Source organism: Pseudoalteromonas ardens (assembly GCF_030125445.1).
GTDB classification, from domain to species: domain Bacteria; phylum Pseudomonadota; class Gammaproteobacteria; order Enterobacterales; family Alteromonadaceae; genus Pseudoalteromonas; species Pseudoalteromonas ardens.
The window spans coordinates 653,190-679,646 of record NZ_JASJUV010000003.1 but is presented as its reverse complement, the minus strand read 5'-3'; the positions used below and the strand labels follow the sequence as shown (position 1 = coordinate 679,646).

General features: G+C 45.3%; 19 protein-coding genes and 5 tRNA genes. 5 read left to right on the top strand and 19 right to left on the bottom strand.

Annotated elements, in window-relative coordinates; genetic code table 11:
• The 4 genes from QNM19_RS13800 to QNM19_RS13785 all read right to left on the bottom strand — a co-directional run.
• The coding region (locus tag QNM19_RS13800; protein WP_284026806.1) for a condensation domain-containing protein at positions 1 to 1,738 on the bottom strand (1,738 nt) is incomplete at its 3' end.
• A 1-nt stretch (position 1,739) separates the two neighbouring features.
• The gene (locus QNM19_RS13795) at positions 1,740 to 3,473 is read right to left on the bottom strand and encodes a cyclic peptide export ABC transporter (protein ID WP_284026805.1); all 1,734 of its coding nucleotides are present in this window, start codon (positions 3,471 to 3,473) and stop codon (positions 1,740 to 1,742) included.
• 3 nt (positions 3,474 to 3,476) lie between these two features.
• On the bottom strand, positions 3,477 to 5,930 hold the full coding sequence (locus tag QNM19_RS13790; RefSeq protein ID WP_284026804.1) for a penicillin acylase family protein: 2,454 nt from the start codon (positions 5,928 to 5,930) through the stop codon (positions 3,477 to 3,479).
• Positions 5,931 to 6,024: 94 nt separating this feature from the next.
• Entirely contained in the window at positions 6,025 to 6,219 is a 195-nt protein-coding gene (locus QNM19_RS13785; RefSeq protein WP_058797436.1) for a hypothetical protein, read from the bottom strand.
• 196 nt (positions 6,220 to 6,415) lie between these two features.
• Between QNM19_RS13785 and QNM19_RS13780 the strand changes: the two genes are divergently transcribed.
• Both QNM19_RS13780 and QNM19_RS13775 read left to right on the top strand, forming a co-directional pair.
• A complete protein-coding gene (locus tag QNM19_RS13780) occupies positions 6,416 to 7,510 on the top strand; it encodes a hypothetical protein (protein ID WP_049865113.1) in 1,095 nt (364 codons plus the stop codon).
• A gap of 483 nt (positions 7,511 to 7,993) precedes the next feature.
• Positions 7,994 to 10,054 (top strand): winged helix-turn-helix domain-containing protein, encoded by a 2,061-nt coding sequence (locus tag QNM19_RS13775; protein ID WP_284026803.1) that lies wholly within the window; start codon positions 7,994 to 7,996, stop codon positions 10,052 to 10,054.
• Positions 10,055 to 10,131: 77 nt separating this feature from the next.
• Here the strand turns inward: QNM19_RS13775 and QNM19_RS13770 are convergent, their stop codons facing one another.
• Positions 10,132 to 10,809: a helix-turn-helix transcriptional regulator gene (locus QNM19_RS13770; RefSeq protein ID WP_049865115.1), complete on the bottom strand. Its 678-nt coding sequence runs from the start codon at positions 10,807 to 10,809 to the stop codon at positions 10,132 to 10,134.
• 492 nt (positions 10,810 to 11,301) lie between these two features.
• Between QNM19_RS13770 and QNM19_RS13765 the strand changes: the two genes are divergently transcribed.
• On the top strand, positions 11,302 to 11,517 hold the full coding sequence (locus QNM19_RS13765) for a hypothetical protein (protein WP_284026802.1): 216 nt from the start codon (positions 11,302 to 11,304) through the stop codon (positions 11,515 to 11,517).
• Positions 11,518 to 12,131: 614 nt separating this feature from the next.
• On the opposite strand, the gene QNM19_RS13760 is transcribed toward QNM19_RS13765, so the two are convergent.
• Complete coding sequence (locus QNM19_RS13760) at positions 12,132 to 12,686, bottom strand: hypothetical protein (protein WP_049865116.1); 555 nt, start codon at positions 12,684 to 12,686, stop codon at positions 12,132 to 12,134.
• 35 nt (positions 12,687 to 12,721) lie between these two features.
• On the bottom strand, positions 12,722 to 12,868 hold the full coding sequence (locus QNM19_RS13755; RefSeq protein ID WP_156202336.1) for a hypothetical protein: 147 nt from the start codon (positions 12,866 to 12,868) through the stop codon (positions 12,722 to 12,724).
• Between the two features lie 202 nt (positions 12,869 to 13,070).
• Here QNM19_RS13755 and QNM19_RS13750 point away from each other — a divergent pair, with 202 nt between their 5' ends.
• Complete coding sequence (locus QNM19_RS13750) at positions 13,071 to 13,256, top strand: hypothetical protein (protein WP_284026801.1); 186 nt, start codon at positions 13,071 to 13,073, stop codon at positions 13,254 to 13,256.
• Positions 13,257 to 14,467: 1,211 nt separating this feature from the next.
• Here the strand turns inward: QNM19_RS13750 and QNM19_RS13745 are convergent.
• The 12 genes from QNM19_RS13745 to QNM19_RS13690 form a co-directional block, all read right to left on the bottom strand.
• A complete protein-coding gene (locus tag QNM19_RS13745) occupies positions 14,468 to 14,614 on the bottom strand; it encodes a hypothetical protein (RefSeq protein ID WP_156202337.1) in 147 nt (48 codons plus the stop codon).
• Positions 14,615 to 15,265: 651 nt separating this feature from the next.
• On the bottom strand, positions 15,266 to 17,179 hold the full coding sequence (locus QNM19_RS13740; protein WP_049865118.1) for a SurA N-terminal domain-containing protein: 1,914 nt from the start codon (positions 17,177 to 17,179) through the stop codon (positions 15,266 to 15,268).
• Positions 17,180 to 17,495: 316 nt separating this feature from the next.
• Positions 17,496 to 17,768, bottom strand: coding sequence for a nucleoid-associated protein HU-beta (hupB, locus tag QNM19_RS13735; protein ID WP_010386462.1), 273 nt, complete (start codon positions 17,766 to 17,768; stop codon positions 17,496 to 17,498).
• Between the two features lie 224 nt (positions 17,769 to 17,992).
• A complete protein-coding gene (lon, locus tag QNM19_RS13730) occupies positions 17,993 to 20,356 on the bottom strand; it encodes an endopeptidase La (protein ID WP_058797430.1) in 2,364 nt (787 codons plus the stop codon).
• Between the two features lie 346 nt (positions 20,357 to 20,702).
• Positions 20,703 to 21,986, bottom strand: a complete 1,284-nt coding sequence (gene clpX / locus QNM19_RS13725) for an ATP-dependent protease ATP-binding subunit ClpX (protein WP_049864603.1) — start codon at positions 21,984 to 21,986, stop codon at positions 20,703 to 20,705.
• A 143-nt stretch (positions 21,987 to 22,129) separates the two neighbouring features.
• Entirely contained in the window at positions 22,130 to 22,747 is a 618-nt protein-coding gene (clpP, locus tag QNM19_RS13720; RefSeq protein ID WP_010386465.1) for an ATP-dependent Clp endopeptidase proteolytic subunit ClpP, read from the bottom strand.
• Between the two features lie 279 nt (positions 22,748 to 23,026).
• A complete protein-coding gene (gene tig / locus QNM19_RS13715) occupies positions 23,027 to 24,334 on the bottom strand; it encodes a trigger factor (protein WP_049864602.1) in 1,308 nt (435 codons plus the stop codon).
• A 332-nt stretch (positions 24,335 to 24,666) separates the two neighbouring features.
• Positions 24,667 to 24,743 (bottom strand) — tRNA-Pro (locus tag QNM19_RS13710).
• Between the two features lie 19 nt (positions 24,744 to 24,762).
• Positions 24,763 to 24,839: transfer RNA gene (locus QNM19_RS13705), tRNA-Pro, on the bottom strand.
• 19 nt (positions 24,840 to 24,858) lie between these two features.
• Positions 24,859 to 24,934 (bottom strand) — tRNA-His (locus QNM19_RS13700).
• 22 nt (positions 24,935 to 24,956) lie between these two features.
• Positions 24,957 to 25,033 (bottom strand) — tRNA-Arg (locus tag QNM19_RS13695).
• A 72-nt stretch (positions 25,034 to 25,105) separates the two neighbouring features.
• A tRNA-Pro gene (locus QNM19_RS13690) sits at positions 25,106 to 25,182 on the bottom strand.
• Positions 25,183 to 25,577: 395 nt separating this feature from the next.
• On the opposite strand from QNM19_RS13690, the gene folD reads away from it, so the two are divergent.
• A complete protein-coding gene (gene folD / locus QNM19_RS13685) occupies positions 25,578 to 26,432 on the top strand; it encodes a bifunctional methylenetetrahydrofolate dehydrogenase/methenyltetrahydrofolate cyclohydrolase FolD (RefSeq protein ID WP_049864601.1) in 855 nt (284 codons plus the stop codon).
• Positions 26,433 to 26,457 lie beyond the last annotated feature (25 nt).

The following is a 26,457-nucleotide window of genomic DNA, read 5'->3' as shown; positions in this document are numbered from 1 at the left end:
CATCATTCAGCGTCGCCAGACTCAACGTGTCGGTGGCCAGGCCTTGCAGGATGGCCGGGTTATCGGTGAGGGTCACGACCGGCTTCGCATCGTCAATGATCTGTGCCAGTCGGGCACTGGGATAGCCCGGATCGAGCGGCAAATAGGCGGCACCGGTTTTCAGGGTGGCCAGTATGGCCATTACCATCTCGGCATGTCGCTCAGTGCTGACGCCCACCATGCTGTCGGCGCTGAGTGAATAGTGTTGCTGCAAGTATGCGGCGATGCGATTGGCACCGGCGTCCAGCTGGGCATAGCTCAGTGTGCAACCGCCGGGCATATCAATGGCAATGGCATCCGGTGTTAGCTGGGCCTGACGACTGATTTGTTCGTGCAGGCTGAGTTCTGTGTCATAACTAAGTGGGCTGGCCGAACGTCCCAGCAAGCATTGCTGCTCCGCCGGGCTCGAAAATGGCAAGTCGGTCAGCGCACAATCGAGACCATGCTCACCCAGATAGGCCAGTGCGCGTTGATATCTTTGCTCTATGGCATCAATATCAGCCTGATCAAAATAACGATGGTTAAAATCAATTTGCAGTTCCAGGTCCGTGTCATTGTTATCCCATACCGTCAGAGTGAATGGGATTTTTTCGGCATTGGCATTGAGGTAATGAAAACGTGCAGCCTGATTTGAAAAATGAATATCGGCAAAATTCAGCGTCAGATAGTTAAAACTAAAATCAAAAAAGCTGCCCTGCTCACCACTGTGTTGCTGATCTTTGAGGAGCTGGCCCAGTGGGTACTTCTGGTGTCTGTAGGTTGCTTTTTGCGTCTGTGCGACCTGTTTTACCAGCTCACTCATAACATCCACCCCCTGCGTTGAAATCAGTAATGGACTAATGCTGGTAAAGACCGACAACTTTTGTTTTTGCAGCGCTGTTTTACGGTTATGGCTCGGATTGCCAAACAATAGGGTTGCCTGATTGGTATGCAAAGAAAAGTAGTAAGCCAGTGTTGCCAGCAACACCTGAGCGGCCCCTAACTTATGCCGACCTGCATGCGCATGCAAACTATCAAAAACCGTTCTGGAAAGCGGGTAAATGGCCCGGGTGCTGTGTTGCTGATCCGTATCACTAAAGTAGCGTTCAGGCAGGCGTTCGCCCTGATAATCGTCGAGATACGCTTGCCAAAATGCCGCGTCTTTTTGATATTTAGCACTCTCACGATAAGTATTATCTAACTGTGCTATCTCATTGAGCAATAACCTCGCATCGTCCTGTGTCTGTTCACCGTTATACAAATCAGCCAACTGCTGAACCCAGATCGCAAATCCGAAACCATCCATTGCGAGGTGATGACTTAAGCCAACATACCAGTGCTGTTGCTGAGATATTTTAAGCAGGAAGCCTCTGGCCAGCTGCGTATCAAACACCGCCTGAGTGCGAGCAAATTGCGTTTCAAGCCAGGCCTTAGCACTGCGCTCAGCGTCTGCTTCGGCACTAAAGTCGATCACCGGCAGGCTGTCATCCAGGTCCTGGCTCAGATAAGCAGTGAATTCCTCTCCATGCTGACTAATACGCATCTGAAATGCTTCATGACTGTGAATCAGTGCTTTATGTGCCTGTGCCAGTTGGGTGCTATCAATGTTGTCGCACACGATATAACCACCAATGTTGTAAATAGGGCTATCCGGGAAATAGAGCTGATCTAATAGTATGTCGCGCTGAGAAGCGGTTAATTGCCATTGAGAGTGTGTCATCTTAAGCTCCTACCTCTGCCAGAAAATCGTTTTTGGCGGACTGGTTTAACTGTAATTTGTCGAAGTATTGTGTGTATGAGGTCTGCTCTACGACCTTGCCGCCTTCCATCACAATGACCCTGTCTGCCAGGTCGAAATACTTATCATCGTGGGTGATGGCGATGACCAATTTCTGCTTTGCTTTGAGGCTGGGCAAGATGCGTTTGTAAAAGACTTCTTTGAAAATTGGGTCCTGATCGGCAGCCCATTCATCGAACAAATACACCTGCTTGTCTTCTAAAAAGGCCACCAGCAAAGCGAGACGTTTACGCTGACCATCGGATAACGACACGGTAGAAAAATAACCGTCTTCGATCGTGACCTTGTGGTCCAGGTGCAACAACTTCAGATAGTGCTGGATCAGCTCCATCGTTGCGTCATCCAGATCTTTAAGGATTTTTGCGAACAGATAGTAGTTGGAGTAGATGGCACTGATCCCTTGCCTGTAGCTTTCGATGTTGGCGTTGTTCAGTGCCGCATCATCGAAATAAATGTGTCCACCAACCGCCTGATAGTGCAGCGTCAACAGCTTGCTGAGGGTTGATTTACCAGAGCCATTCGAGCCAACAATAAAGACGATTTCGCCACGCTTCAGTGTCAGGTCGATTGGGCCAACAGCGAAGCCTGCCTCATCCTGATCACTGGGATAAGCAAACTCGACATTGTCGAAGCGCAGCGTCTGCCAGCTGGGCACTTCTGAAATCTGATAGTCAATTTCCTCTTCTGGTAGCTCATTGAGCAGCGTATTGAACTTCTTATATGAAATCGTCGCCATCATCATCTGAGGCAAAGCGTTCAGCAAGACTGCGATGGGGCCGGTCACGTACAATAAAGCCATGATCACTGCGACCAGTTCACTATTGCTGATAGAATGGTAATTCACGAAAATAAAACACAGCGCGCCGATAACAAAGAAACAAATTAAGTCACCAAAGTTGATGGTTGATATCAGTACAGATTGCGCGGCTTTCTCATTTTTAAGGATGTTCTTTTCGTTGCTCAGCAAAGCGTCCTGATGAAAGTAAGCGCGCTTTTGCGCATCAAGCTTGAGCTCCTTTGCACCAGAGAGCAAACCATTCACCCCCTCCTGAATTGCATCGCGGTACTCTCGTGAACGCGTCAGCAGCTTGTTGCCAAAATACATGGGGACTTGATACGCCAGGATGCCAAACGCAATGGCGATCATCACCATCTTAAATACTTCACCATTGAGATAGACCAGAAAGCCCAGCATACCAACCAGCGTCACCAGATTGATCAGTAACAGGGGTAATGCTCGTGCACCATTAACGATCCTTGGTACATCCAGGTTCACTGAAGCAACCAGTTTAGACGAGCCCATTTTCTCAATGGCATACAAAGGCGTTCTGGAAATTTTATCGTAAAAACTTACTCTGAGTTTTCTGGCAACATCCGTTGCAACGCGCTGTAGTAAAATCTCTGACAGGCTTCTCATAATCAGAATGAATGTACAGGCCAGGAAAAACAACGCAGCCAGTTTATAGTTTGCCACTTCCAGCAACCCATATCGTGCATGGGGTACTTCCGCCAACTGCAATCCGGGTGTCGGGCTCTCAATACTCATCAGTACAAAGGGAATGAGCCCCGAATATAAAATCCCTGAAATGGCCCCCAGCAATACCGAGATAAACACACGGTTGGGGTAGCTCTCACTAAATAGTTTTAATAAATTCACGGTTTACTCCTGCCCTTTATTCGGGGTTAGCGTTAGCTTGCGAGATGCCTCTGTGGGTGTTTCAAATGACACATACTGTCCCTGAGCAAACAAGGTGATCATGTCATCGTAATGCGCGCTGGCGAGCTGGCCTGACTGCCCGGTGGAGTTCATAAACTGATAGCGCCCGCCCATATCAATCACCTGTCTGAACCCGGCACCATAATTCTGAATAAAGCCATTGTCTTTTTCGTAAAAACCTGCCGCGACATTGACCGTATTAGTCGCACCGCCGGTCGCCACTTCTCGTGAGAACACCTTATTGAGGTGCTTCACTTTGCCAAACGGCATATGGTCATAGCGCGTCGTCTGAAACTTACCCCATTGCCAGTTACCAATTTCATCACCCTGTAACTTGCTATTCAGGATTAACGTCCTGTCCAGTGCCGAGAGTAGTACTTCTTCACAGGACTCTGTTTCTATCGTATTAGTGTCATCACATAGCGGGGAGTTTTGCGCCAGCAGCTCAGCCAGCTGGTCGTAACTCACTCTGCCACGCAGACCCAATAGCTGACGTGTCGCCGCTTTCTCATTCCATGCCGGAATAAGCTCATCATTGAGTAAGACTCGGTATATTTGTCTCGCCCAGGTATAAAAAACCGTCGCGGCAATGCTGTCGCTGTGTGCGTCTCCTTGCCAGGCTTTCAGGTGGTCGAGTGCTTCTTGTTGCCACAGATCTTCAGCAACAACCGTTTCCATCACGGCTTTTAGCTTGCTCACAGTCAGGTCTTTGACATCCATTTGCATCTGTTTGATGTAATCCAGATCCAGTGACTGGGTATTCAGTAACTGCTCAATGCGCTCTGCACGGGCAGGATCCGCAAAGCTGGAAGAAATATGGTAAGGATAACCCGATGCCACATTTCTATTGTTGGCATTGATGATGTAACCGCGTGGTGGATTAAATTCACTTGGCATCTCATCCTTAGGAATGAACCCTTGCCATACATCTCCCTCAGCGCCTCGTTTAGCCGGTAAAATACCTGTGCCACGCTCCCGAACCGGAATATCACCCGCGCCGGTAAAACCAATGTTATCTTGCTTATCTGCGTAAAACAGATTCAGGCTGGGTGATGCGATTTTATCCGCAGCTTGCTTGAACTGCTGCCAGTTCTGGGCATGGTTAATGTGAAAAAAGCCTTCATAGGTGGTGTCTTTTGCCTGCAATGCCGTCCAGCGCAGAGACACCGCCTGAGGCAAACCAGCTTTACTGATCACGGGACCGGTCAGCGTTTCTTTGATCTTCAGTTCAACATCCCGATAGGTGGGTTTAAGCAGACTCGGAAAATCACTTTTCACTTTGATATATTCAGTGCGCTCTGTAAAAGGTAGCCACTGTTGCTGGTAACGATACAGCGTGGGGTCTTCCGGATGGATTTGCTCCATTACAAGATCTTGCAGATCAGCCTCCATATTCGTGCCACCCCAGGCAATATGGTTGTTCTGACCAAACACAATGACAGGTAACCCGACCAAACTCATGCCCTGCAACTGAGAGTCTGGTAACTGCTGCGATACCGCATACCACAAAGAGGGAATTTGCAGGCCCAGATGCGGGTCATTGGCCAAGATGGCACTGCCAGATGCACTTTTTTCAGCAGAAACCACCCAAGCGTTACTGCCTATGTGTTTACCGCCAATCTTATAATCCGTTTCCAATTGCTTAATTGTATGGTGTAACCCAGATAGGCTGGCGACCTGCCCATCGTCCAGGGACTCTGATGGTGCCAATTCAGATCCAAAGAATTCAGCAAACAAGGATTTGGGTAACGTTTTTAATGCCACACTACGCTGGATTTCTTCTTCCAGGTTACCCGACATGCTGAGAGAGAACATTTTCATCCATGCCAGTGAATCTTCAACACGCCATGGCGCTGGCGTAATCCCAAGCAGAGTAAACTCAACCGGCAGTGTGGGCTGCTGACTCAGGAAGTCATTAACTCCAGCTGTATAAGACTGCAATGACGCCAAAGCCTGCTCAGACAAATAGGCTTTGCTTTGTTCAGCTACCTCATAGAGCCCCAGCGTGCGAACCCAAACGTCATAATTCACACTCTCTTTGCCAAACACCTCACTCAACGTGCCGGCACTGAGTCGGCGTTGTAACTCCAGCTGCCACAACCTGTCTTGTGCATGCAGATAACCCATAGCAAAATAAACATCTGCCATTGAATCCGCATCAATATATGGCACACCATGTGCGTCGCGCGTTACCGTTACCTGCTCCTGGACAGCAGCCGAGACCGTGTTTGCCCCCGCTTGTGGTAACGCTGAAATGACCTGTTGCTGATATGCCACGTAAGCACACAATACCGACGGTGCCAAAATAAAGGTGCCAAACCGGCACAACAGAGGATGTCGTGTAAACCAATTTCTTATTTGCATGTATTCACTACCAACAGAAGTTTGAGATCTCATGCATGAGATCATTGCTACTGATTAAAACAAGGTTTAAGGTCGAAATGAGTCTCACGCTGACATCGACCGGATATGCGTCAGCGTGCAGTCATTGTCAATTCAGGCTTGAGGCTAGGCCTTCCTGCTCGGTGGCAATCACCTGATGGCTTTCCACAAATGCCTTAATGTCAGCCATTAACAGGGAGCGTCTGCCCTCTTCTGAGATATAAACGCCCTCTCTCATATCTGCAGAGCCCAGGTTGTATCCCTTCTCAAACGCCCATTCAATGATGCTCAAATCAATATTCATACCTTCACTCCACCGCTTGTAAACTGCGCTTTAAATTTATTCTGCTGTGCTGTGCGTCGATTTAAGACTTCACACCAGAGCGATTACTTAGTATGGTTCACATGGTGCATCGATAACCCTTGAGTGTATACCTGTTAGATCTACCAACTAAGGTGTTCACCACTAACCTTAAGTGCAGTAAAAGGTTCCTAACCCTATGAATAAGCTAAAATTAGATCAGTTGATGCTGGCTAACGTGAACAGTCGAAAAGGGCTGAATTCTGAAACATTTGAGTACACCTCTTTATTCTTATCCTCTGTAACGCCCGATCCACACAATGCACGATTTCTGCCAGCCAAGTTCATGGAAGATGATCATGCAAGACAATTCACGTCACGTTGGCTCACCAAGAACCAGCTAGTTGAAATGTACGATGCAAATGATCATGTACTAATAGGAAAGAACTGCATTGTGAACTGCTTTGCGTATGGCACAGCGCAGTGGAAAAAAGCGAACCAAACACTGGAATCCGTACTTGAACTGGCTGAAAACATCTCTGTTGCCGAGGTTATTCAGGTGCCGACAGTCTATCCTTTAGAAGACGGCCAGTATCAAATACTAACCGGACATCGACGTTTCTTTGCTATGGTTTACAGCAATGGCTATGACTCAAGCGCCCAGTTCAAAGTATATGACGCCAAACCACTGCTATCGAAAGTGAAACAGTTTCAGGAAAATGCCAGCAGAGACGACCTGCCTCAGTATGGCAAGCTGCAAGCTTTTCTCAGCGCAATGCAGGAATTAGAAAGCCTCAGCCAGGCCAGATTAAAAGTCGGTGAGAAAAAGCTAACCGTTAAAGAAATGGCGGCCAATTTAGGTATCTCCATGGGGAGTTTTGACAACTACAACGTCCTTACCCGCTATAAATGTGTCATTCAGGCCTATGAACAGGGGTTGGTCACGCTGCCTTTTATCAACGTTAAAAAAGTCGTTAAACAGGTTGAGAATGACTATTACAGCGAGTTTGATAAAACCCTGCTAACCGTGACAGACAAAGCCGAGATCAATAAACGGATCCATGCCAAGCTCACGGGACAAAAATTAACGACCAAACCTAAGACAAAGGCTTTCAGAGTGAAACCCATTCAGCATGTGGAAACAATTAAAATGCTCCTGACTCACAACATTACAGAATTAGTGGATGAGGTAGATTGGCAGGCTGTAGACTGGGGCAATCGAAAAGCCGTGACGGACACCCTGGCTAAAGTCATTGAAGTACTGGACAATAAAAGTAAAGACACTGACAACTGAACATACAGGGGCATGTAATGACTCACCCGCGGCAGACATGACGTTACTGATGGGTGAATTTTCAGGCACCGAATGATTCGTGTATCGCAATAGTTACCTCTGTTTTTGTTAAATACTGCTGGTCGCTTAGCGGCCTTTGAGCCCGTCCCAATCCGATATTGTAAGAAATTATATATTCAACGCCACACCTATGGCGTCCACCATGCCATTCAAAAAAACAGAACAATTATCTATCAATCAACAACTTAAGAAAACCCACTTTACTTTCTCACTTTTTTAACATTGGTCCACAATGAAAACAACACTTGTAAATTAAAAAAGCCCTCCCATCTTTCTGTTGAGTTTTTAAATGACTATAGATATAGTCTGAACGCTTGACATATTCCTAATAACAACAAATTCAGGACAATGAACGAAGTCAGCTTCTCTAGAACAGTTAAATCGATCACACTTGGATCCTGGAAACTTGACCCAAAGCGGCAGGTGCTCACTGACGGCGACATCGAGAAAGAACTCGAACCGCTGCTGTTTCGCATCATTAGTTATTTGATCTTAAATTCAGACACTATCATCACCCGACAAAATCTGGTGGACGATGTCTGGTGCCAAAAATATGTTGATGATAATGCAATAAACCGGGCCATCTCTGAACTCAGAAAAACCCTGAAATCTGAGAACCAAAAGGGCATTATCGTTAAAACTCACTATAGAAAAGGCTACAGCTTAGCCATAGAGCCACTTGTTGAGTACCACAAAACTGAATCAGCTGACAAAGCTAAGCCCAGTCCTGCGGTTACAACCGAATTAACACCTAAAACAACACCGGTAGAACAGCCAGCAAAACGGAAGAAAGCCCCCTGGGTTTTAGGTGCTGTTATCAGTACTCTGGCAGCTGGTATTAGCCTGGCCTTTATTAATCAAGACAATGCGCTGAACGATGCATCCGTGAGCCCCATAGAAAAGCAAGTACAGGAAACGGTCTTGTCCTGGGTCAACGGCAGGTATACCAGGCCGAATATCTCTCCCAATAAGAACTTCGTTGCCTTCTCAATTATTCAAAAAAATAGCCAGAATTATTCTCTGGTGGTAAAAACGCTGCAAACAGGTCACGAAAAGCGCCTGGCAGAAGAAGGAACGAACTACTTCCCAATCGGCTGGTCGGCAGATTCAAATAAAGTGTTCTATCGGGCTATCAACAATGAACAATGTGAAGTGTGGCTGATCAACACCAGCTTTGACGGAACAAATAAATATCTGTTTGACTGTAGCTTGCAAGGTTTCACGGGTGCAGGTGTCAGCGATGGCAGACTAATTTACTCAAAGAGCGGTTATCGCGACAGAGATGAACTCGCCGCGCTTGCCAGCCGTGACTTAGATACAGGCCAGGAATTTCAAATCACGTCACCAAATTTGAATTCATATGGAGATAGGTTTCTGACTTATATCCCTGATATAGAAGTTATTATTTTTGAGAGGCATCACTACCAGGGCAGTGAGCTATACATGACGGATCTGGACGGTGGTAATCAGGTCAAACTACATGACACCGACAACCGGATCTGGACATTATCTTATGAAAAGAAAATTAACTCTTTGATTTGGTTGGATAATGTTGAGAATATTTTGTTTACTTATTCACTCGATAAGAAAAACATTACCTCAGCGGTTAAATTACCTAATAATGTTAAATACGCGAGTAACCAGCCGCTGTCCCACGATGCCTTACTGGCAGTGACCTATCCATTTTTACAGGACATATATAAATTAAGCACAGAGGGCGGTGAGCTGCAGCCGATAGTTAAAAGTGAATATGATGACGTGCAGGCTTCAGATTTTGAAGACAGTGTTATTTTTTTGCGTCAGGAAGGCGGCCTGCGATCCATTTACCGCACTTTGCCTGATGGCCGGCACGAACCACTTTCGCTTGAGGCGTCGACTTATGAATCAATTCATTATAGTGCGCAAAGACAAGAATTATTACTCCACTACAAGGATAGGCTAGAAACCTATGATAGCAGCACCCTGACGCTTACTGGCTCTATCAAGGTTGATGGTACCATAGTGTCGGCTGAATACCTTGGAGAGAATAACATCGGGTATACCGTTGTGGATGCAAGAACCTTGAGAGGAAAAGCTTTTATGCACTCTCTGGATTCGGACAAAAGCGTTCCGTTGCCGATTGAACGGCCATTGTGGTTCGGACAACTTGATAGTCAGTTTTATGCCAGTTTGTCATCGCATGATGAAGTGTCTTTATACAATATCAATACAGGTGAAAAGACTGACAGAATTGAGCTGTCAAAAGCCAAATATAAGCACTCGATTGCTGCGGGTAACGGGTCCTTGTATCACTCGGACGGTGAAACCGTCTTTAAGATTAATTTTGGCCATACAGAGCCAAGGCAAGAAATATACAAAATTGACAGTTCCAGCTATGTCATAGACAGAATCAGTTTTTCTAAAAAAACCAATGCGCTTTACCTGGACATAATTGAAGTCGTTGAAAATCAGCTGGTCAAAGCGCAAATCACCCCACCTGAATAATCTGACATACCGGAGAGGACACCTCCCCAGCCAGGAACTTTGATAAGCAACATCATGACACTCGCCAGTCATTGTAATTAGATCAGGTTGTTGATAATGCACTTTACGATCGCCTGCTGCCTGTTTGTGCTATCTGTTTTCACAATGCAATTAGACAGATGGAAATTAACTGTACGTTCTGAGATACCTAGTATCTGACTAATTTCCCATGATGTTTTACCTTCACAGGCCCACATTAAGCAGTCTTTTTCACGTTTTGTAATATGTAACTTTTTATCTCTGCAGCGCAGTGCAGCCTGAAGCAGATAAGGTGAGATAATCGTCCAGCACCAGTCAACAAATTCAATACTCTTCTGCTGACAAAAGCTTTCAGGGATATCGAATACTAAGCCTCCATAAATACCTGTCACACCGCGCATAGGCATCACATACACCTGATCTTGCTCGCTACTATGACTGAGTATGCTGTGTAGCGGCAGCAAGCGAATACCTGACTTACAATGCTCATAAATCGCAGTATCTGACATTTCATCTGCCAACTGAGCAGAAATCTCACCATAAACCTTTTCTTCATATGAAGATGCAGATACCGGACAAAAGTCGATAAAACCGAGGCAGTTATAGCCTGACTCCTTTGAAATGGATTTCAGCGTATTTGTTAGCTCTTCCGCGATGTTTACTTCCTCAAATTTAGCAATCATCTGTTTTATTTCGTGTTGCGTATCAAACAGGCCAAGGGTCGTATTTTGTTGCATTGTTAGCTCCTCAATTTGCGCCAGGTAAGCAGAGAATGTTCGTTCATTTGATGGAACTCATATTGCCCCAGCAAACATGTGTAATCAAATCACGCAAAAAATAAATATAACCAACAAAAACAACACTTTAAACCAATATATTATTGCGAAATACCGGCTATATATTGATTAATACTACCCTACGGAGGGTCCCGTAACGTCTGCGCATAACAACTTATTTGCTACTAATTTTTCCCACTTTACATACACTCAGGTTGCGCCATCAATTCTGACCTTTTGAGCACGGGACATTGTCAAAGTGCGCTTGTCATGTAAGGTCAAATCAACCCGCATAGTGACATGGGGAAAACTCGCTAGCTGTGATAATTAAAAACCTGGCTTAGCCAAGATGGTGTGGATAATTGTTGCAAAGCAGAACGCTGACTCAGGAAAATCAGCGTATTGCAAACATAGGTCAACCGAACATACCCACATCAACAATCCGGCGGCAGCATGCGCATACGAGATAATAATTCGAGTAAAGTACGTTTCACTGCGCAAAGTGACAAAACGAATGGACTTACTGCCAGAGATCCGGCTGGGTTGTTACTTCGGCTGGATTGTTACTTCGGCTGGATTGTTACTTCGGCTGGATTGTTACTTCGGCTGGATTGTTACTTCGGCTGGATTGTTACTTCGGTTGGATTGTTACTTCAGTTGGATTGGTAATTGAGTTGGATTGGTAATTGAGTTGGATTGGTAATTGAGTTGGATTGGTAATTGAGTTGGATTGGTAATTGAGTTGGATTGGTAATTGAGTTGGATTGGTAATTCGGTTGGATTGGTAATTCGGTTGGATTGGTAATTCGGTTGGATTGGTAATTCGGTTGGATTGGTAATTCGGTTGGATTGGTAATTGAGTTGGATTGGTGATTGAGTTGGATTGGTGATTGAGTTGGATTGGTAATTGAGTTGGATTGGTAATTGAGTTGGATTGGTAATTCGGTTGGATTGGTAATTGAGTTGGATTGGTGATTGAGTTGGATAGGTGATTCGATTGACTTATTAGATACCGGCGAATGATACCAGGCCAAACACAGACACTCAGTTACTCCTCTCATCTGGAACTAGTCAACAGGTACAAACGTTCCCGAATTTGCGCACGCTCTCGCCACCCTGTCGGTTCGATTTACTTAAATATGGGTTTTCAAAAGGGAAAAGGGTCCACGGCTTAAAAGTGGACCCATATGAGAAGCACGAATGCACATAAAAATGGCTTTATGAACGGCATACTGGCAGTACATGCGTTAACTGCTACAGAGTATACCTAAGGGGAAAATGGGTTATAAACAAGCCTGTATTGACTGATGCAAGGCAATACTGCCCTCGCTGATGGTATGCTGTAGCTGACTATATTCTTCTTTCTTTAGCTTCATTGAGACCAACAGACTGTTTTTTGCAACATCGTCCACCCTGACCTCAATAGGCCGCTCATCCGAGCACAACCATAAACGAGTCTTTGCCTGTATCTCCAGGGCAAACTTCATACTTTCAATTTCTTGCTGCTCAAAGTAATGGGCACCAAAAACACGGTTACTTTGTACTCTCAGCAACAACTCGCCGGGTGCGAATACGTTACCGGGCACGGCATTAGGGTTTATATAGTCAACGTACCCGTTTTCATTAGAGATCAGCGCTTTCGTTTTCTTGCTGTCCTCAGAGACATATTGAAGCATCATTTTTTTCTTGGCTACTTCACTGCCAACCTCAATAGCCAGCTCGACAACACGTCCATTCTCCCTGGAGTAATGATACTCACTGGCTGGCTCTTGCAATACGAGATTACCTGAAACAGACTGCAATCCGGCCCCCATTGCTAATATAAGATAGGATCCCATCAATTTATCAACTCCTGTTACGCTTTATACTCTAATTAACCAGTGATGTTTTTAGGGTTAATAAATCCTACCTGAGTAATACTATGCGTATCTGTTCCACCTGCAACAAACTTAGTTTGGCGATTATCTTTAATTTCTTTATTAGTAAGTTCTTTTAGTTTTTTTGTTTTAAGTTTAAGCATCGTGACAATCTCTATTTAATGTTCATCTAATTAATTTTTAAAAGTTAAGCACCGTTGTGGTGATGCAACTATCATTGACCAGAGACGCTAAAAAACCTAGTTATGAAACATTATTCTTAGAGATAACAAACAAGTACAAATTATTGTTTTTAATGGAAATAAAAACTTATTACCCAGACCTTTTCGCATAGTAAGCTTTGTATTGCCCGATACTGAAGAAAGAGCAGAAAAAGCAAGCGAAATCACGTATCAAAACACGAAGAAACAAGAAACAACGAGAGAAAGCAAGCATAAAAATCAGTTAAAAATAAAGAAAACCCATCATTTTAAAGCCGAAAAAACAGAATCCACCCTCTCCCCCAAAGACAACTCAAAAATTAAAATATAAAAACACCCAAAGTAGACATTTTAAAATCAAAATACGGAAAATAACCGAGGCCTTTGACATATGGAAAGTACATCACTTGCTACACTGGTTACCTTTATGGTTTTTTACACACCCGAACCATACGAAAGAAACAGACAGCTTCGTTCGACTTACGCTCGAAGCCACGAGACCAATAACCCCAAAGAAACAAGAATCATGTGAAGTCAGCCTCCTGTCTGACAGGCTCAATAATGTGCTTCTCTGTTCACTCTATGGCATTAATCCGCAACTGCGGAATTTTCAGCTTCGTTTGAGGCATTGTCTGGGCCTGGCTTAACGTTTAATGCAACCTCTCCCGAGTAGTTTCAGGTTCGAGCCTAAGGCGGATAAAATCTCAGTGTCCGTTTAGGTTTAAATTGAACGTTGATTCGGATGTCGAATTGATTCCTAAGTCGGGGTAATTCAGGTATCGGTTGATTAACCTGTCGAGGTGATTAACCTGTCGAGGTGATTAACCTGTCGAGGTGATTCAGCTACCGAGGTGATCCAGCTGTCGAGGTGATTAACCTGTCGAGGTGATTCAGTTGTCGAGGTGATCCAGCTGTCGAGGTGATTCAGCTATCGAGGTGCTTCAGCTGTCGAGGTGATCCAGCTGTCGAGGTGATTAACCTGCCGAGGTGCTTCAGCTGTCGAGGTGATTCAGCTGTCGAGGTGCTTCAGCTGTCGAGGTGCTTCAGCTGTCGAGGTGATTCAGCTGTCGAGGTGATTCAGCTGTCGAGGTGATCCAGCTGTCGAGGTGATTCAGCTGTCGAGGTGGTACAAATGTCGAGGTAATTCAGCTGTCGGAGTAGTTCAGAAGTAGGCTTGAGTCCAGTTACAGGTTCTCAGCCAAGTAAATTTAATTAGGCTTCTCGATACAGAGTGGTATCTCAGGGTTCCCCAATAAAGCGATTTCTAATGTATTCATACAGCTATCTAACAATGGCCGTTCAGCTCATTATGATGGATTTGCTCATCCTGATAACACGCATGAGACGCTCCCAAAGGTGGTAGAGGCTGACTCTCGCACTTTAATTACCTCCTCAGGGCACATAGATCATTTTGCTTCTTTACATTGCCTAAATGTGTGTCGTGGATACGTGCCTGACAATTGACTACCCGGCTTTATTACTGACCGACTATACAACTACCTTCATTACCATGTCAGTCACATGCCTTGGTGGGCGTCAGGTTCAGGGATTTGTTGTGGTATCTATTTGTGTAATGCTATGTGTATCTATTTGCTGTGCAGCCCCGCCAGCAACATGCTGTGTTTGGCCAGGCGCCAGCAGCTCTTTTGCAGTAAGGGTTTTTAACTTTTTGGCTTTCAACTTAAGCATGACCAGATTTCCTGTTGTTATAGCAATTTAGCTGTATCGTTTTCACCTTCGTGGTGACCTGATTAACCTTAGCGAATACCTCAGAAATACACTAATTATCAAACCTTATCGTTTTTCATAATAATTACTCGCAACCGCATGATTAAAAAAGAAATAAAAATAAAAACACAGATTTAAAGACACATAATGTTCAAAAAAGCCACTGTTTCAAGGCGCTCACCCTATGTTGAAGTGGCTGCTAAAGCTGAAAACAATGCGTTTTTGCCTCAATACATAGTGCCGTAGAAACCATAAAGGTGTCTGTCAGAGCTATTGCAATTACACTGTGAGCACGTGCTAGTTGTGCCATATCTGTGCTTTAAAATAGAGGAAAGCGAAAATGTGGGAGCATAAGGGCCCAGCAAGCGCAATGTCAGTGCTGTGTGATAGTTGCAGACTTCTCCGGCTCGCTGAGCGTATTCATTATTTCCCTCCAAAATGAGGGGGAATTATCCATTGAATTGACGCGTCTGGAGGCTCACGAGGCAGAAGGCATAAAAAAATCCGATACCAGAACACTGATATCGGATTATTTATTCAGTCATCACTGCTTACTTGTGAGTACTGGTATGAGAAACTCAGGCACTCACAACTCGCAAGCGAGTCCTGTCATTATTGCATTTCGTCGCTAAATTGCAGCGTTGGACGTACAACTTCAGCATCAGACTCCAGTGCACCTAACAGGGCCAGGAAGTTCTTATTCACCACTGACATAGTGATATTTTGCTTCTGCTGTGGCTCAACCTCACCTGTCACCTCTGCAACCGTAACGGCTTTCAATACCAATAGCGCAGCATCACCGCTGTTTAGCTCAACCAGGGCAGACTGCGTCTGCTCACCATCAGGATGTGCCAGTTTAAATGACTGTTGAACGATTTCTGGCGCAACGGTGAAGCTCTGACGCTTCAGAGCTGCTTCCGTTTTAACTTCTATAGATTCAGCTGCTGCGATGTCGCTCAGTGCCTTGCCGTCTTCTAGCTGTGCATATAAGGTGTTAGCCTTTTCTTTGATTAGCTCTGACGCTTTTTCATTCTCAAGACGCGTTTTGATCTGCGCTGTAACCTCTTCCAGAGGCTTCACCGTGGCTGGCTTATGATCCAGAACACGCACAACAACAATATGCTCATTACCCGCTTCCAGCACTTCTGAATTCACTCTGTCTTCGATCAGCTCAGGTGTGAAAATCGCGTTCGCGATGCTGGGATCATTTAACGGAGCAGGCAACGCCATGCGTGATACCAACTCAGTGCTCTTCAATTCGATGTCTGCCACAGCTGCCGCATCTTCCAATGAATCAGCCACTTCAAACGCCAACTCTGCGATCTGAGATTGCTTCTCATAAAATGCATTGGCTTTAGCTGTGCTTTCCAGCTCTGCACGCAATTCACTGGCAACCTCTTCAAACGCTTTTGATTGCTGTGCCTGTAAATCGGTTAACTGGATGATATGGAAACCAAACTCAGTTTCAACCACAGGAGAAAAGTCACCGACGTTAGTAAGTGCAAATGCAGCCTCTTCAAACTCAGGCTCCATCATGTCACGCTCGATCCAATCCAGATCACCACCGACTTCTGCAGACGCAATATCGTCAGACTCAGCTGAAGCGAGTTCCGCAAAATCTTTGCCTTCTTGTAATTGCTGGTACAAAGCATCCGCTTTTTGTTTTGCCGCTTGGGCATCCTCAGCACTTTCGATCAGGATATGCGCTACACGACGGCGCTCTTCTTCCAGATACTGAGCCTGGTTCTCTTCATAGTAAGCGCGAACTTGCTCATCCGTCACAGGTTCATCCAAAGTCACATCGTCAGATTTCAGCTCAAGGTACTGCAATGCAATTTGCTCTGGCGCCTGAAACTGTTCCTGATTAAGCTCATAATAGTCAGAAATTTCTGCCTCAGTCACAGCCACTTCACCTTTAACGGTCTCTTTGCTCAGCAGCAGATAGTCGATGTCACGTGTTTGCTGCTGCAAAGCCAGTGTTTGCTTTAGCTCGTTATCTAAAACGAAATCTGAGCCAGCAACCGCTGAAACCAACTGGTTACGAGTCATTTCTTCACGCATGTACTCACGGAAAGAGTCAGGCTGGAAGTTCATCTGGCGGATCAGCTGTAAATATCTGTCGTTGCTAAATTCGCCACCCAGCTGAAAGTAAGGCAGCTCAAAAATCGCTTCCTTAACTTGTTCATCACTCACTCTCAGTCCTAATTCAATGGCTAACTGGTTTTGTAGTTCTTGTTGTACCAGACGGTCAATCACGCCACTGCGGATCTGAGCCATGTATGCAGGATCTGCTGAAATTTGTGTGAAATACTCGCCAAACTGACGCTCCAGACGTGCACGCTCATTTTCATAAGCGCGGGAAAATTCCATTTGCGTTATCTTGACTCCATTTACTTCTGCTACGGCCTGCTCTGTGGTTTGACCTAGGTAACCACCGATCCCTGCCAACGCAAAAGACAAGATCACTACACCAAGAATAATTTTGGCTGCCGGGCCTTGTGAGCCTTCTCTAATCTTTTCTAGCATTTATTCTATCTCTTATCTAAGTCAAAGCACGCTCAGTACTTTGGGTTTATCTGCGTACCCAGATCCGCTGAATGTGACACATCAGCGTCCTGTCTCTGTACCTATTAATATGGATAAGCGCGGCGATTGCAAGTATCTATGTGCAGGCTATTGAAGCGCATATGCGATGTATCACACTTAGCCTCGCCAATATGCGGCATTATCCAGCTGATATAAAAAAAGCGTATCTTAGCAGATACGCTTTTTATCTTGAAGCTTATCTGGCCCAATCACACTATCTTAACATAGGTCGTTGGGCAGACTGAGCGAAATCTGCTTAGTTTACCGCGTCTTTCAAAGCTTTACCGGCTTTGAAAGATGGGATGTTAGCTGCAGCGATTTCGATTGCCGCACCAGTTTGTGGGTTACGACCCGTACGTGCTGCACGCTCACGCACTGAGAAAGTACCAAAACCGACTAGGGCAACTGAGTCACCGTCTTTTAGCGCACCAGTTACTGACTCAATGAATGAATCCAGAGCACGACCAGCAGCCGCTTTAGAAATATCAGCATCAGCTGCAATTTGATCGATTAATTGAGATTTATTCACAATATCATCCTCTTACATTGTTATTATCAAGAGCGATGAGGGCTTACCACTAACATCACTTTTGTAGTTAACTCAGAGAAATCTGACGATTCTCTATTTCATCTAATGTCTCAAAGCCTAGTAACCACGGGGGTTGTGGGCCACCAGGCTAATACAGTGCTTAAGTTAGCATACCATGTAGATTTGAAAACCCTTTTTACGCACTTTTATGTACTTTTTCTGCTTTAGCCAACCGACTTTTGCGACTCAACCGTAAAACTGTCTACTGGATGAGCGAGTGCCAGAGATAAAACATCGTCAATCCAGCTCACAGGATGGATTTCAAGGCCTTCCAAGACATTCTGCGGGATCTCTTTAAGGTCACGCTCATTCTTCTTAGGAATGACTACCGTTTTGATGCCACCACGGTGAGCTGCAAGCAACTTCTCTTTAAGTCCACCAATTGGTAGTACTTCGCCACGTAAAGTGATTTCACCTGTCATTGCAACATCACTGCGCACCGGATTACCCGTTAAGCTTGAAACTAACGCCGTTACCATAGCAATACCTGCACTTGGACCATCTTTCGGCGTTGCACCCTCAGGAACATGAACATGAATATCACGCTTTTCGTAGAAATCACCATTGATCCGCAGCTTTTCAGCACGATTGCGTACCACGGTCATAGCCGCCTGGATCGACTCCTGCATTACATCACCCAAAGAGCCAGTATACGCCAGCTTGCCCTTACCTGGCACTGCCGCACACTCGATGGTCAGCAAATCACCACCCACTTCAGTCCAGGCCAACCCTGTAACCAAACCAACGCGGTCGCCATCTTCAGCCTTACCATAATCAAAACGCTGCACACCCAGATAGCTTTCCAGATTTTCAGCATTGATCACAACTTTGTCTTTTGACTTGCTCAGCAAAATGCTCTTAACGGCTTTGCGGCACAATTTTGACAGTTCACGCTCAAGGTTACGAACACCCGCTTCTCGCGTGTAGTAGCGAATAGTATCAATGATGGCACTGTCTTCAATCTCAATCTCGTGCTCCTTCAATCCGTTACGCTTGATTTGCTTCGGGATTAAATGCTGCTTAGAGATGTTGAGCTTTTCGTCTTCGGTATAACCCGACAAGCGGATCACTTCCATACGGTCAAGCAGTGGACCCGGAATATTGAAGCTATTGGACGTAGCAACAAACATCACATCCGATAAGTCATACTCAACTTCCAAATAGTGGTCAGCAAAACTGCTGTTTTGCTCCGGATCGAGCACTTCTAATAAAGCTGAAGCCGGATCACCGCGCATATCCGAAGACATTTTGTCGATTTCGTCTAGCAAGAACAACGGGTTCTTTACACCCACTTTGGTCATACTCTGGATCAGCTTACCCGGCATTGAGCCGATATAAGTACGTCTGTGGCCGCGTATCTCGGCTTCATCACGCACGCCGCCCAGCGCCATACGCACATATTTACGCCCTGTTGAACGTGCGATAGATTGCCCCAAACTGGTTTTACCAACCCCAGGTGGTCCCACAAGACACAAAATAGGTCCTTTCAGCTTGTTTGTTCGTTGCTGAACTGCCAAATACTCGATAATGCGCTCTTTAACTTTTTCCAGACCATAGTGGTCTGCATCCAGGATCTTTTGGGCATTAGCCAAATCTTTCTTAACTTTAGAGCGCTTTTTCCAGGGGACGCCAATCAGCGTATCGATATAAGAGCGCACCACTGTCGCCTCGGCCGACATAGGTGACATCATCTTCAGCTTATTAAGCTCAGAGGTTGCCTTTTCTTCCGCCTCTTTAGGCATCTGTGCTTCTGATATACGCTTTTTCAGCGCTTCAAATTCATCAGGCACATCATCCAGCTCACCCAGCTCTTTCTGAATGGCTTTCATTTGTTCATTGAGATAGTACTCACGCTGAGACTTTTCCATCTGTTTTTTGACCCGCGAGCGGATCTTTTTCTCAACCTGAAGCAGATCAATCTCACCTTCCATCAGGGCCATCAGATATTCTAACCGGTCGGTGACGTTGTACAACTCAAGTACCTTTTGTTTCTCTGGTACTTTAATTGGCATATGCGCTGCCATTGTGTCCGCAAGACGTGCGGTTTCATCGATGCCGGAAACGGAAGTCAGTACTTCTGGCGGGATCTTCTTGTTAAGCTTTACATACCCTTCAAACTGGCTGATAGCACTGCGGATAAAAATATCCTGCTCAGGACCTTCAATGTTCTCAGAGGCAATAAACTGCGCTTCGGCCAGGAAGTATTCATCGGTCACCAAAAATCGTTCGATTTTGGCTCGTTGGGTACCTTCAACCAGTACTTTAACAGTACCATCAGGGAGCTTCAGTAATTGCAGCACAGTGGCGACAGTACCGACCTGATAAATGTCATCCGTGTCGGGGTCATCAATTGACGCTTCTTTTTGCGCCACCAAAAAAATTTGCTTGTCATTTTCCATCGCTGCTTCGAGGCATTTTATTGATTTTTCTCTGCCTACAAACAGCGGGATCACCATATGAGGGTATACGACCACATCACGCAGTGCCAATACGGGTATCTCGACTCGATCCATTCTCTCAAGCGTCATTATATTCTCTTCGCACTTCATTAGTTTCAAGGATTAGGGAAGTATATGGGGATTGCCTTCAAAAAGTTCAACCTATATACCAATCCATATCAATTTCTAGTTTGAGTTTATACCAATTTGCTTAATTAAGTGTTCCATTTTGAGGCGAGAAAGTAGGCTCGATAACAAGGCAAAAATTTTGCTATTTAGTTGTTCTAAATAAGAAATTTCTAACGCTGTTAGCGTCATATTTGCTCCGTCAAATTGAACAGGTATTAAGTGAAATTGGTATTATAGATTGCTGGTACAACTAAACTGTAGACAAAAAAAGGAGCCTGAGGCTCCTTTTTGCGATAAAACCTGGTCGTCACTCCGACGCAGCTTTATCCTGACTGTTATTTTCGTAGATTAAAATTGGGTCAGATTCACCTTTAATGACGGTTTCATCTACCACAACTTTACTTACATCTTCTATCGAAGGCAGGTCGTACATGGTATCCAGCAACACGCCCTCAACAATAGAGCGCAGTCCACGGGCACCTGTTTTTCTCTCCATTGCCTTGTGCGCAATAGCCTTAAGTGCATCTTCTCGGAACTCAAGTTCAACCCCTTCCATTTTGAACAACGCACCGTATTGCTTGGTCAATGCGTTTTTAGGCTCATTGAGGATTTGAATAAGCGCATCTTCATCGAGTTCAGCTAAAGTCGCAACTACAGGTAATCGACCGATAAACTCAGGGATTAGACCGTATTTGACCAGATCTTCTGGCTCAACATCTTTGAATGTTTCACTTAAAGATCTTTCGCTGTCAGATAATTTCACCTGAGCACCAAAACCAATACCCGTGTTAGTATGGCTACGCTGCTCGATGACTTTGTCCAGACCGGCAAAGGCACCACCACAAATAAACAAGATTTTCGATGTGTCTACTTGTAAAAACTCTTGCTGAGGATGCTTACGTCCGCCTTGTGGCGGCACCGAAGCTACCGTGCCTTCGATGAGTTTCAGTAGCGCCTGTTGAACGCCTTCACCAGACACGTCACGCGTGATGGATGGGTTATCCGACTTACGCGAAATTTTGTCGATCTCATCGATGTAAACGATACCACGCTGTGCTTTTTCTACATCGTAGTCACACTTCTGTAAAAGCTTCTGGATAATATTCTCGACATCCTCGCCCACATAACCGGCTTCAGTTAATGTCGTTGCATCCGCCATAGTAAAAGGCACATCCAGTAAGCGTGCCAGTGTTTCTGCAAGCAGTGTTTTACCACTACCTGTTGGACCGATTAGTAGTATATTACTCTTACCAAGCTCAACATCACCTTTTAAGCCTTGATTTTTCAGTCGCTTGTAATGGTTATAAACAGCAACTGAGAGCACTTTTTTCGCGTGCTCCTGGCCAATCACATAGTCATCAAGGTGATTGCGGATTTCTCTTGGTACCGGCAATTTATCAGACGAATCATGTTGCGGCGCTATATCCTTGATTTCTTCTCTAATGATGTCGTTACACAGTTCGACGCATTCATCACAAATGTACACTGACGGTCCAGCGATCAACTTGCGTACTTCATGTTGGCTCTTACCACAAAATGAGCAGTATAAGAGCTTACTATTCTTGTCGCCGTCTGTAGGAGTGTCTGACATTCAGCTACCTCTTAAATTTGGTCAGTTATCTACTTCGATAACACAATACATGTTTTAACTATACCAAAGAATTTTGCCTTTGGTATAGCCGGGCCAGATGCATTTATCTAACAGTGATCAGAAACACACCAGCCCAATATAGATTACTTGATATTTCTGCTGCTATGAACAGCATCAACCAAACCGTAGTCCACGGCTTGTTCGGCATTCATAAAGTTGTCGCGATCAGTGTCGTTTGCGATCACATCGTAAGGTTGGCCAGTATGTTCAGCCATCAGACGATTCAGTTTTTCTTTAATCGTCAGAATTTCTTTTGCATGGATCTCAAAGTCCGACGCCTGCCCCTGGAAACCGCCCAAAGGTTGATGGATCATAACGCGAGAGTTTGGCAGGCAGTAACGTTTACCTTTAGCACCACCAGACAGTAAAAAGGCGCCCATACTGGCAGCCTGACCAACACACACAGTGCTGACATCTGGTTTGATGAAGTTCATCGTGTCGTAAATAGACATACCCGCAGTCACCGAGCCACCAGGTGAGTTGATGTATAGATAAATGTCTTTTTCAGGGCTTTCTGATTCCAAGAACAGCAGCTGAGCAACGATCAGGTTTGCCATATGGTCCTCAACCTGACCGGTCAGGAAGATGATCCGCTCTTTAAGCAAACGAGAATAGATGTCATAAGAACGCTCACCTTTCGCTGTTTGCTCAACAACCATAGGGACTAATGCGTTTAGAGGATCAAACATACCGTCATTCATTTTATAGATTCCTTATAAGCAGGGAAGTGCACTGCAAAACCTGGCCGCCTGTCTCATTCAAAGGACAAGCACGATTTGTTTACTCAAGTGACAAGAAGTTTATAGACGTAAGTTTATACAAAAGATGCTGATAAACAAAAGTATACGCACAACCGTGTTGCTTTGAGCAAATAAAACAAAAATGGCTCGCAGCACTGCAAAACACAGAGCAATACGAGCCATTTAAACGTTAGCTTAACAGTAAGTCAATGATTTCGTCTTTGACGAGATCAAAAGTGCTTACTGAGCAGCCTGTTGTGGGTTCATGATGTCGTCAAAAGACTTCTCAACATCAGCAACCTCAGCAGCTGCCAGAATCGCATCTACAGCTTGCTCTTCCATTGCAACGTTGCGCATTTGTTGCATCAACTGATCGTTGCCTTTGTAGTATGCAACCACTTCGCTTGGATCTTCGTAAGCAGAAGCAACAGTTTCGATTAACTCTTCAACTTTTGCATCATCTACCGTGATCTCGTTCGCTTTGATCACTTCACCTAACAGAAGGCCAGTTTTAACGCGTGTTACAGCTTGCTCGTGGAACAGCTCAGCTGGTAGCTCAGGCATGTTCTTCGCGTCGCCGCCAAAACGTTGTGCAGCTTGCTGACGAAGTGCATCGATTTCTTGGTCGATAAGTGCTTTTGGCACTTCCACTTCGTTTGTCTCTAGTAGACCTTTAATCGCTTGATCTTTGATCTGAGCTTTCACAGCCTGACCAAGTTCACGCGTCATGTTTTTCTTCACTTCTTCTTTCAGTGCGTCAACGCCACCTTCAGCAACACCGAATTTAGTTGCGAACTCGTCAGTTAGCTCAGGTAGTTCCTGAACTTCAACTTTCTTCACAGAGATCTTGAACTGCGCTGCTTTACCTTTCAGGTTTTCAGCGTGATATTCTTCAGGGAAAGTTACGTCTGCAACCACTTCCTCGCCTGCTTTCTTGCCGATGATGCCATCTTCGAAACCAGGGATCATGCGACCTTGACCAAGCTCAAGTGGGAAGTCTTCTGCTTTACCACCTTCGAACTCTTCGCCTTCTACTGTACCCAAGAAGTCGATTGTTACACGGTCTTTCTCACCCGCTACTGCATCGCTTTCAGTCCAGCTTGCGTGTTGCTTGCGCAGAGTTTCCAGCATGTTTGCCAGGTCATCTTCTGTTACGTCAACGACTGGCTTCTCTACTGAAATCTTTTCAAGATCTTTCAGTTCAACTTCTGGGTAAACTTCAAAAGTCGCATCAAACTCAAGGTCCTTACCAACTTCCAGTGACTTAGGAGCAAAAGTAGGCGCGCCAGCAGGATTGATCTTTTCAGAAACAATTGCCTCGATGTAGTTGCGTTGCATCAATTCACCAGCAACTTCTTGCATCACAGCAGCACCGTAGCGCTTTTTGATAACAGAAACTGGTACTTTACCCGGACGGAAGCCGTCGATACGCTGTGTTTTAGCCAGTTGTTGTAAGCGTTTTTTTACTTCAGTCTCAACGTTCTCAGCTGGAACTGTGATAGTCAGACGGCGCTCAAGACCTTGAGTCGTCTCAACAGAAACTTGCATGATATAACCTCAATTTTCATTTTTGGCGACTACGCGCCTTCCTTACAAACAAGTCGACTTTTTATCAGATCAGATGACAGCAGACCATCATATTTGCTCAATATCGATTAAGCAGACCACCGTTAAAACATCCTAACATTTGGTGTTTAAAAACCAGTGCTGATCTCTGTCTGACTTGCTGCCTGCCCAGACAGGGCGCTATGTTAAATAATAGACGCGGCATTATAACCTATAAAACGGGAGAGTCGAGCAATCACGGCAAATAATTGATGTAGCTAAGGACAAAATTTAGAGATATAAAATGGAATTAGGAAAATTAAGAAAAGAAGAGATGGTCGGCGATGCAGGATTTGAACCTGCGACCCCTTGGACCCAAACCAAGTGCGCTACCAAGCTGCGCTAATCGCCGAATGCATAAATTTTGAAAGTGGTCGGCGATGCAGGATTTGAACCTGCGACCCCTTGGACCCAAACCAAGTGCGCTACCAAGCTGCGCTAATCGCCGAACATATAGGTTTTGTAGATGGGGCGACTGACGAGGCTTGAACTCGCGACAACCGGAATCACAATCCGGGGCTCTACCAACTGAGCTACAGCCGCCACTACAATGTGGATTTTAAAATGGCGCACCCGGAAGGATTCGAACCTTCGACCGACGGCTTAGAAGGCCGTTGCTCTATCCAACTGAGCTACGGGCGCGGCGCAAAGAATGCTTCTTCGTGCATACCACCAACTTTCGTTGATTTACTTTCTTCTAAGTAAGAGAGAAAGTGGTCGGCGATGCAGGATTTGAACCTGCGACCCCTTGGACCCAAACCAAGTGCGCTACCAAGCTGCGCTAATCGCCGATTGTGTTATTTTCAGAGTTTCTCTTGCGAGCCCCTCGTTGACAACGGGGTGCATAATAGTGATTTGCCCGGATGAGGTCAAACATTTTTTTTTAAAAACATGCCAACTGACTATTTTTACTTCAAAACGTTTAATTTATATAACAAGGCGACTGGTTTTTCAGCAATTTTACTTCTAACCGAGATAATAACGTTGCCCAGTGTCGGATCCAGCTTGGCTATTTAGGGGTTTTTTGCGAAAATAGTAGTCGGCTTCCTAAGTTTTTCGGTACTCAGTCCTGAGCAAGCCCTCGCGCTGATACAGATGACTCAGTGAACCTCTAATAAATAGAGTACCCCCTTTAATACACTCTATAATCGTTCAAGTAATTAACCCTTAAATTTAAAGGTCAGTCATGACGGCAAACATCATCGACGGTAAAGTCATTGCGAAACAAGTTCGCAATACCGTAGCCAACCGCGTTGCAGCGCGGATCAATCAGGGCCTCAGAGCACCAGGACTAGCAGTTGTTCTGGTTGGCCAGGACCCCGCCAGCCAGGTGTACGTAGGCTCAAAGCGCAAAGCGTGTGAAGAAGTGGGCTTCGTATCTAAGTCATATGATCTACCCGCAGACACAAGTGAAGAGCAATTATTGGAGTTGGTGGACACGCTCAATCAGGATCCAAACGTTGACGGTATCCTGGTCCAGTTGCCATTGCCAGACGGACTAGATGCAGAGAAAGTACTGGAGCGAATCCACCCACATAAAGATGTTGATGGTTTCCACCCCTATAATGTCGGACGACTAGCGCAACGTATGCCAGCATTGCGCCCATGTACACCAAAAGGGATAATTACATTGCTTGACTCAACCGGGGTCAGGTACAAAGGCATGCATGCTGTTGTTGTGGGTGCATCCAATATCGTTGGTCGGCCAATGTCACTAGAGCTGCTGCTGGCAGGCTGTACCACGACCGTTTGTCATAAATTTACCCAAGACCTTGAGGCGCATGTACGCCGGGCCGATCTGCTGGTCGTTGCTGTGGGCAAACCTGAGTTCATCCCTGGCGACTGGATCAAAGAAGGCGCAATGGTCATCGATGTGGGCATTAACCGGCTAGAATCTGGCAAACTGGTAGGTGATGTACAATATGACGTTGCCGCACAACGGGCTAGCTTCATTACACCAGTACCAGGCGGTGTTGGACCTATGACCGTCGCAAGTCTCATCGAGAACACACTCGAAGCATGTGAAAATTATCATAGCTAATCGTGTTCTAAGCAGGTGTTCAGCA

Coding starts and splice junctions, on each gene's coding strand:
- QNM19_RS13790 (WP_284026804.1), bottom strand. CDS start 5,930: ATGAGATCTCAAACTTCTGTTGGTAGTGAATACATGCAAATAAGAAAT.
- QNM19_RS13785 (WP_058797436.1), bottom strand. CDS start 6,219: ATGAATATTGATTTGAGCATCATTGAATGGGCGTTTGAGAAGGGATAC.
- QNM19_RS13780 (WP_049865113.1), top strand. CDS start 6,416: ATGAATAAGCTAAAATTAGATCAGTTGATGCTGGCTAACGTGAACAGT.
- QNM19_RS13770 (WP_049865115.1), bottom strand. CDS start 10,809: ATGCAACAAAATACGACCCTTGGCCTGTTTGATACGCAACACGAAATA.
- QNM19_RS13765 (WP_284026802.1), top strand. CDS start 11,302: ATGCGCATACGAGATAATAATTCGAGTAAAGTACGTTTCACTGCGCAA.
- QNM19_RS13760 (WP_049865116.1), bottom strand. CDS start 12,686: ATGGGATCCTATCTTATATTAGCAATGGGGGCCGGATTGCAGTCTGTT.
- QNM19_RS13755 (WP_156202336.1), bottom strand. CDS start 12,868: ATGCTTAAACTTAAAACAAAAAAACTAAAAGAACTTACTAATAAAGAA.
- QNM19_RS13745 (WP_156202337.1), bottom strand. CDS start 14,614: ATGCTTAAGTTGAAAGCCAAAAAGTTAAAAACCCTTACTGCAAAAGAG.
- QNM19_RS13740 (WP_049865118.1), bottom strand. CDS start 17,179: ATGCTAGAAAAGATTAGAGAAGGCTCACAAGGCCCGGCAGCCAAAATT.
- lon (WP_058797430.1), bottom strand. CDS start 20,356: ATGACGCTTGAGAGAATGGATCGAGTCGAGATACCCGTATTGGCACTG.
- clpX (WP_049864603.1), bottom strand. CDS start 21,986: ATGTCAGACACTCCTACAGACGGCGACAAGAATAGTAAGCTCTTATAC.
- clpP (WP_010386465.1), bottom strand. CDS start 22,747: ATGAATGACGGTATGTTTGATCCTCTAAACGCATTAGTCCCTATGGTT.
- tig (WP_049864602.1), bottom strand. CDS start 24,334: ATGCAAGTTTCTGTTGAGACGACTCAAGGTCTTGAGCGCCGTCTGACT.
- folD (WP_049864601.1), top strand. CDS start 25,578: ATGACGGCAAACATCATCGACGGTAAAGTCATTGCGAAACAAGTTCGC.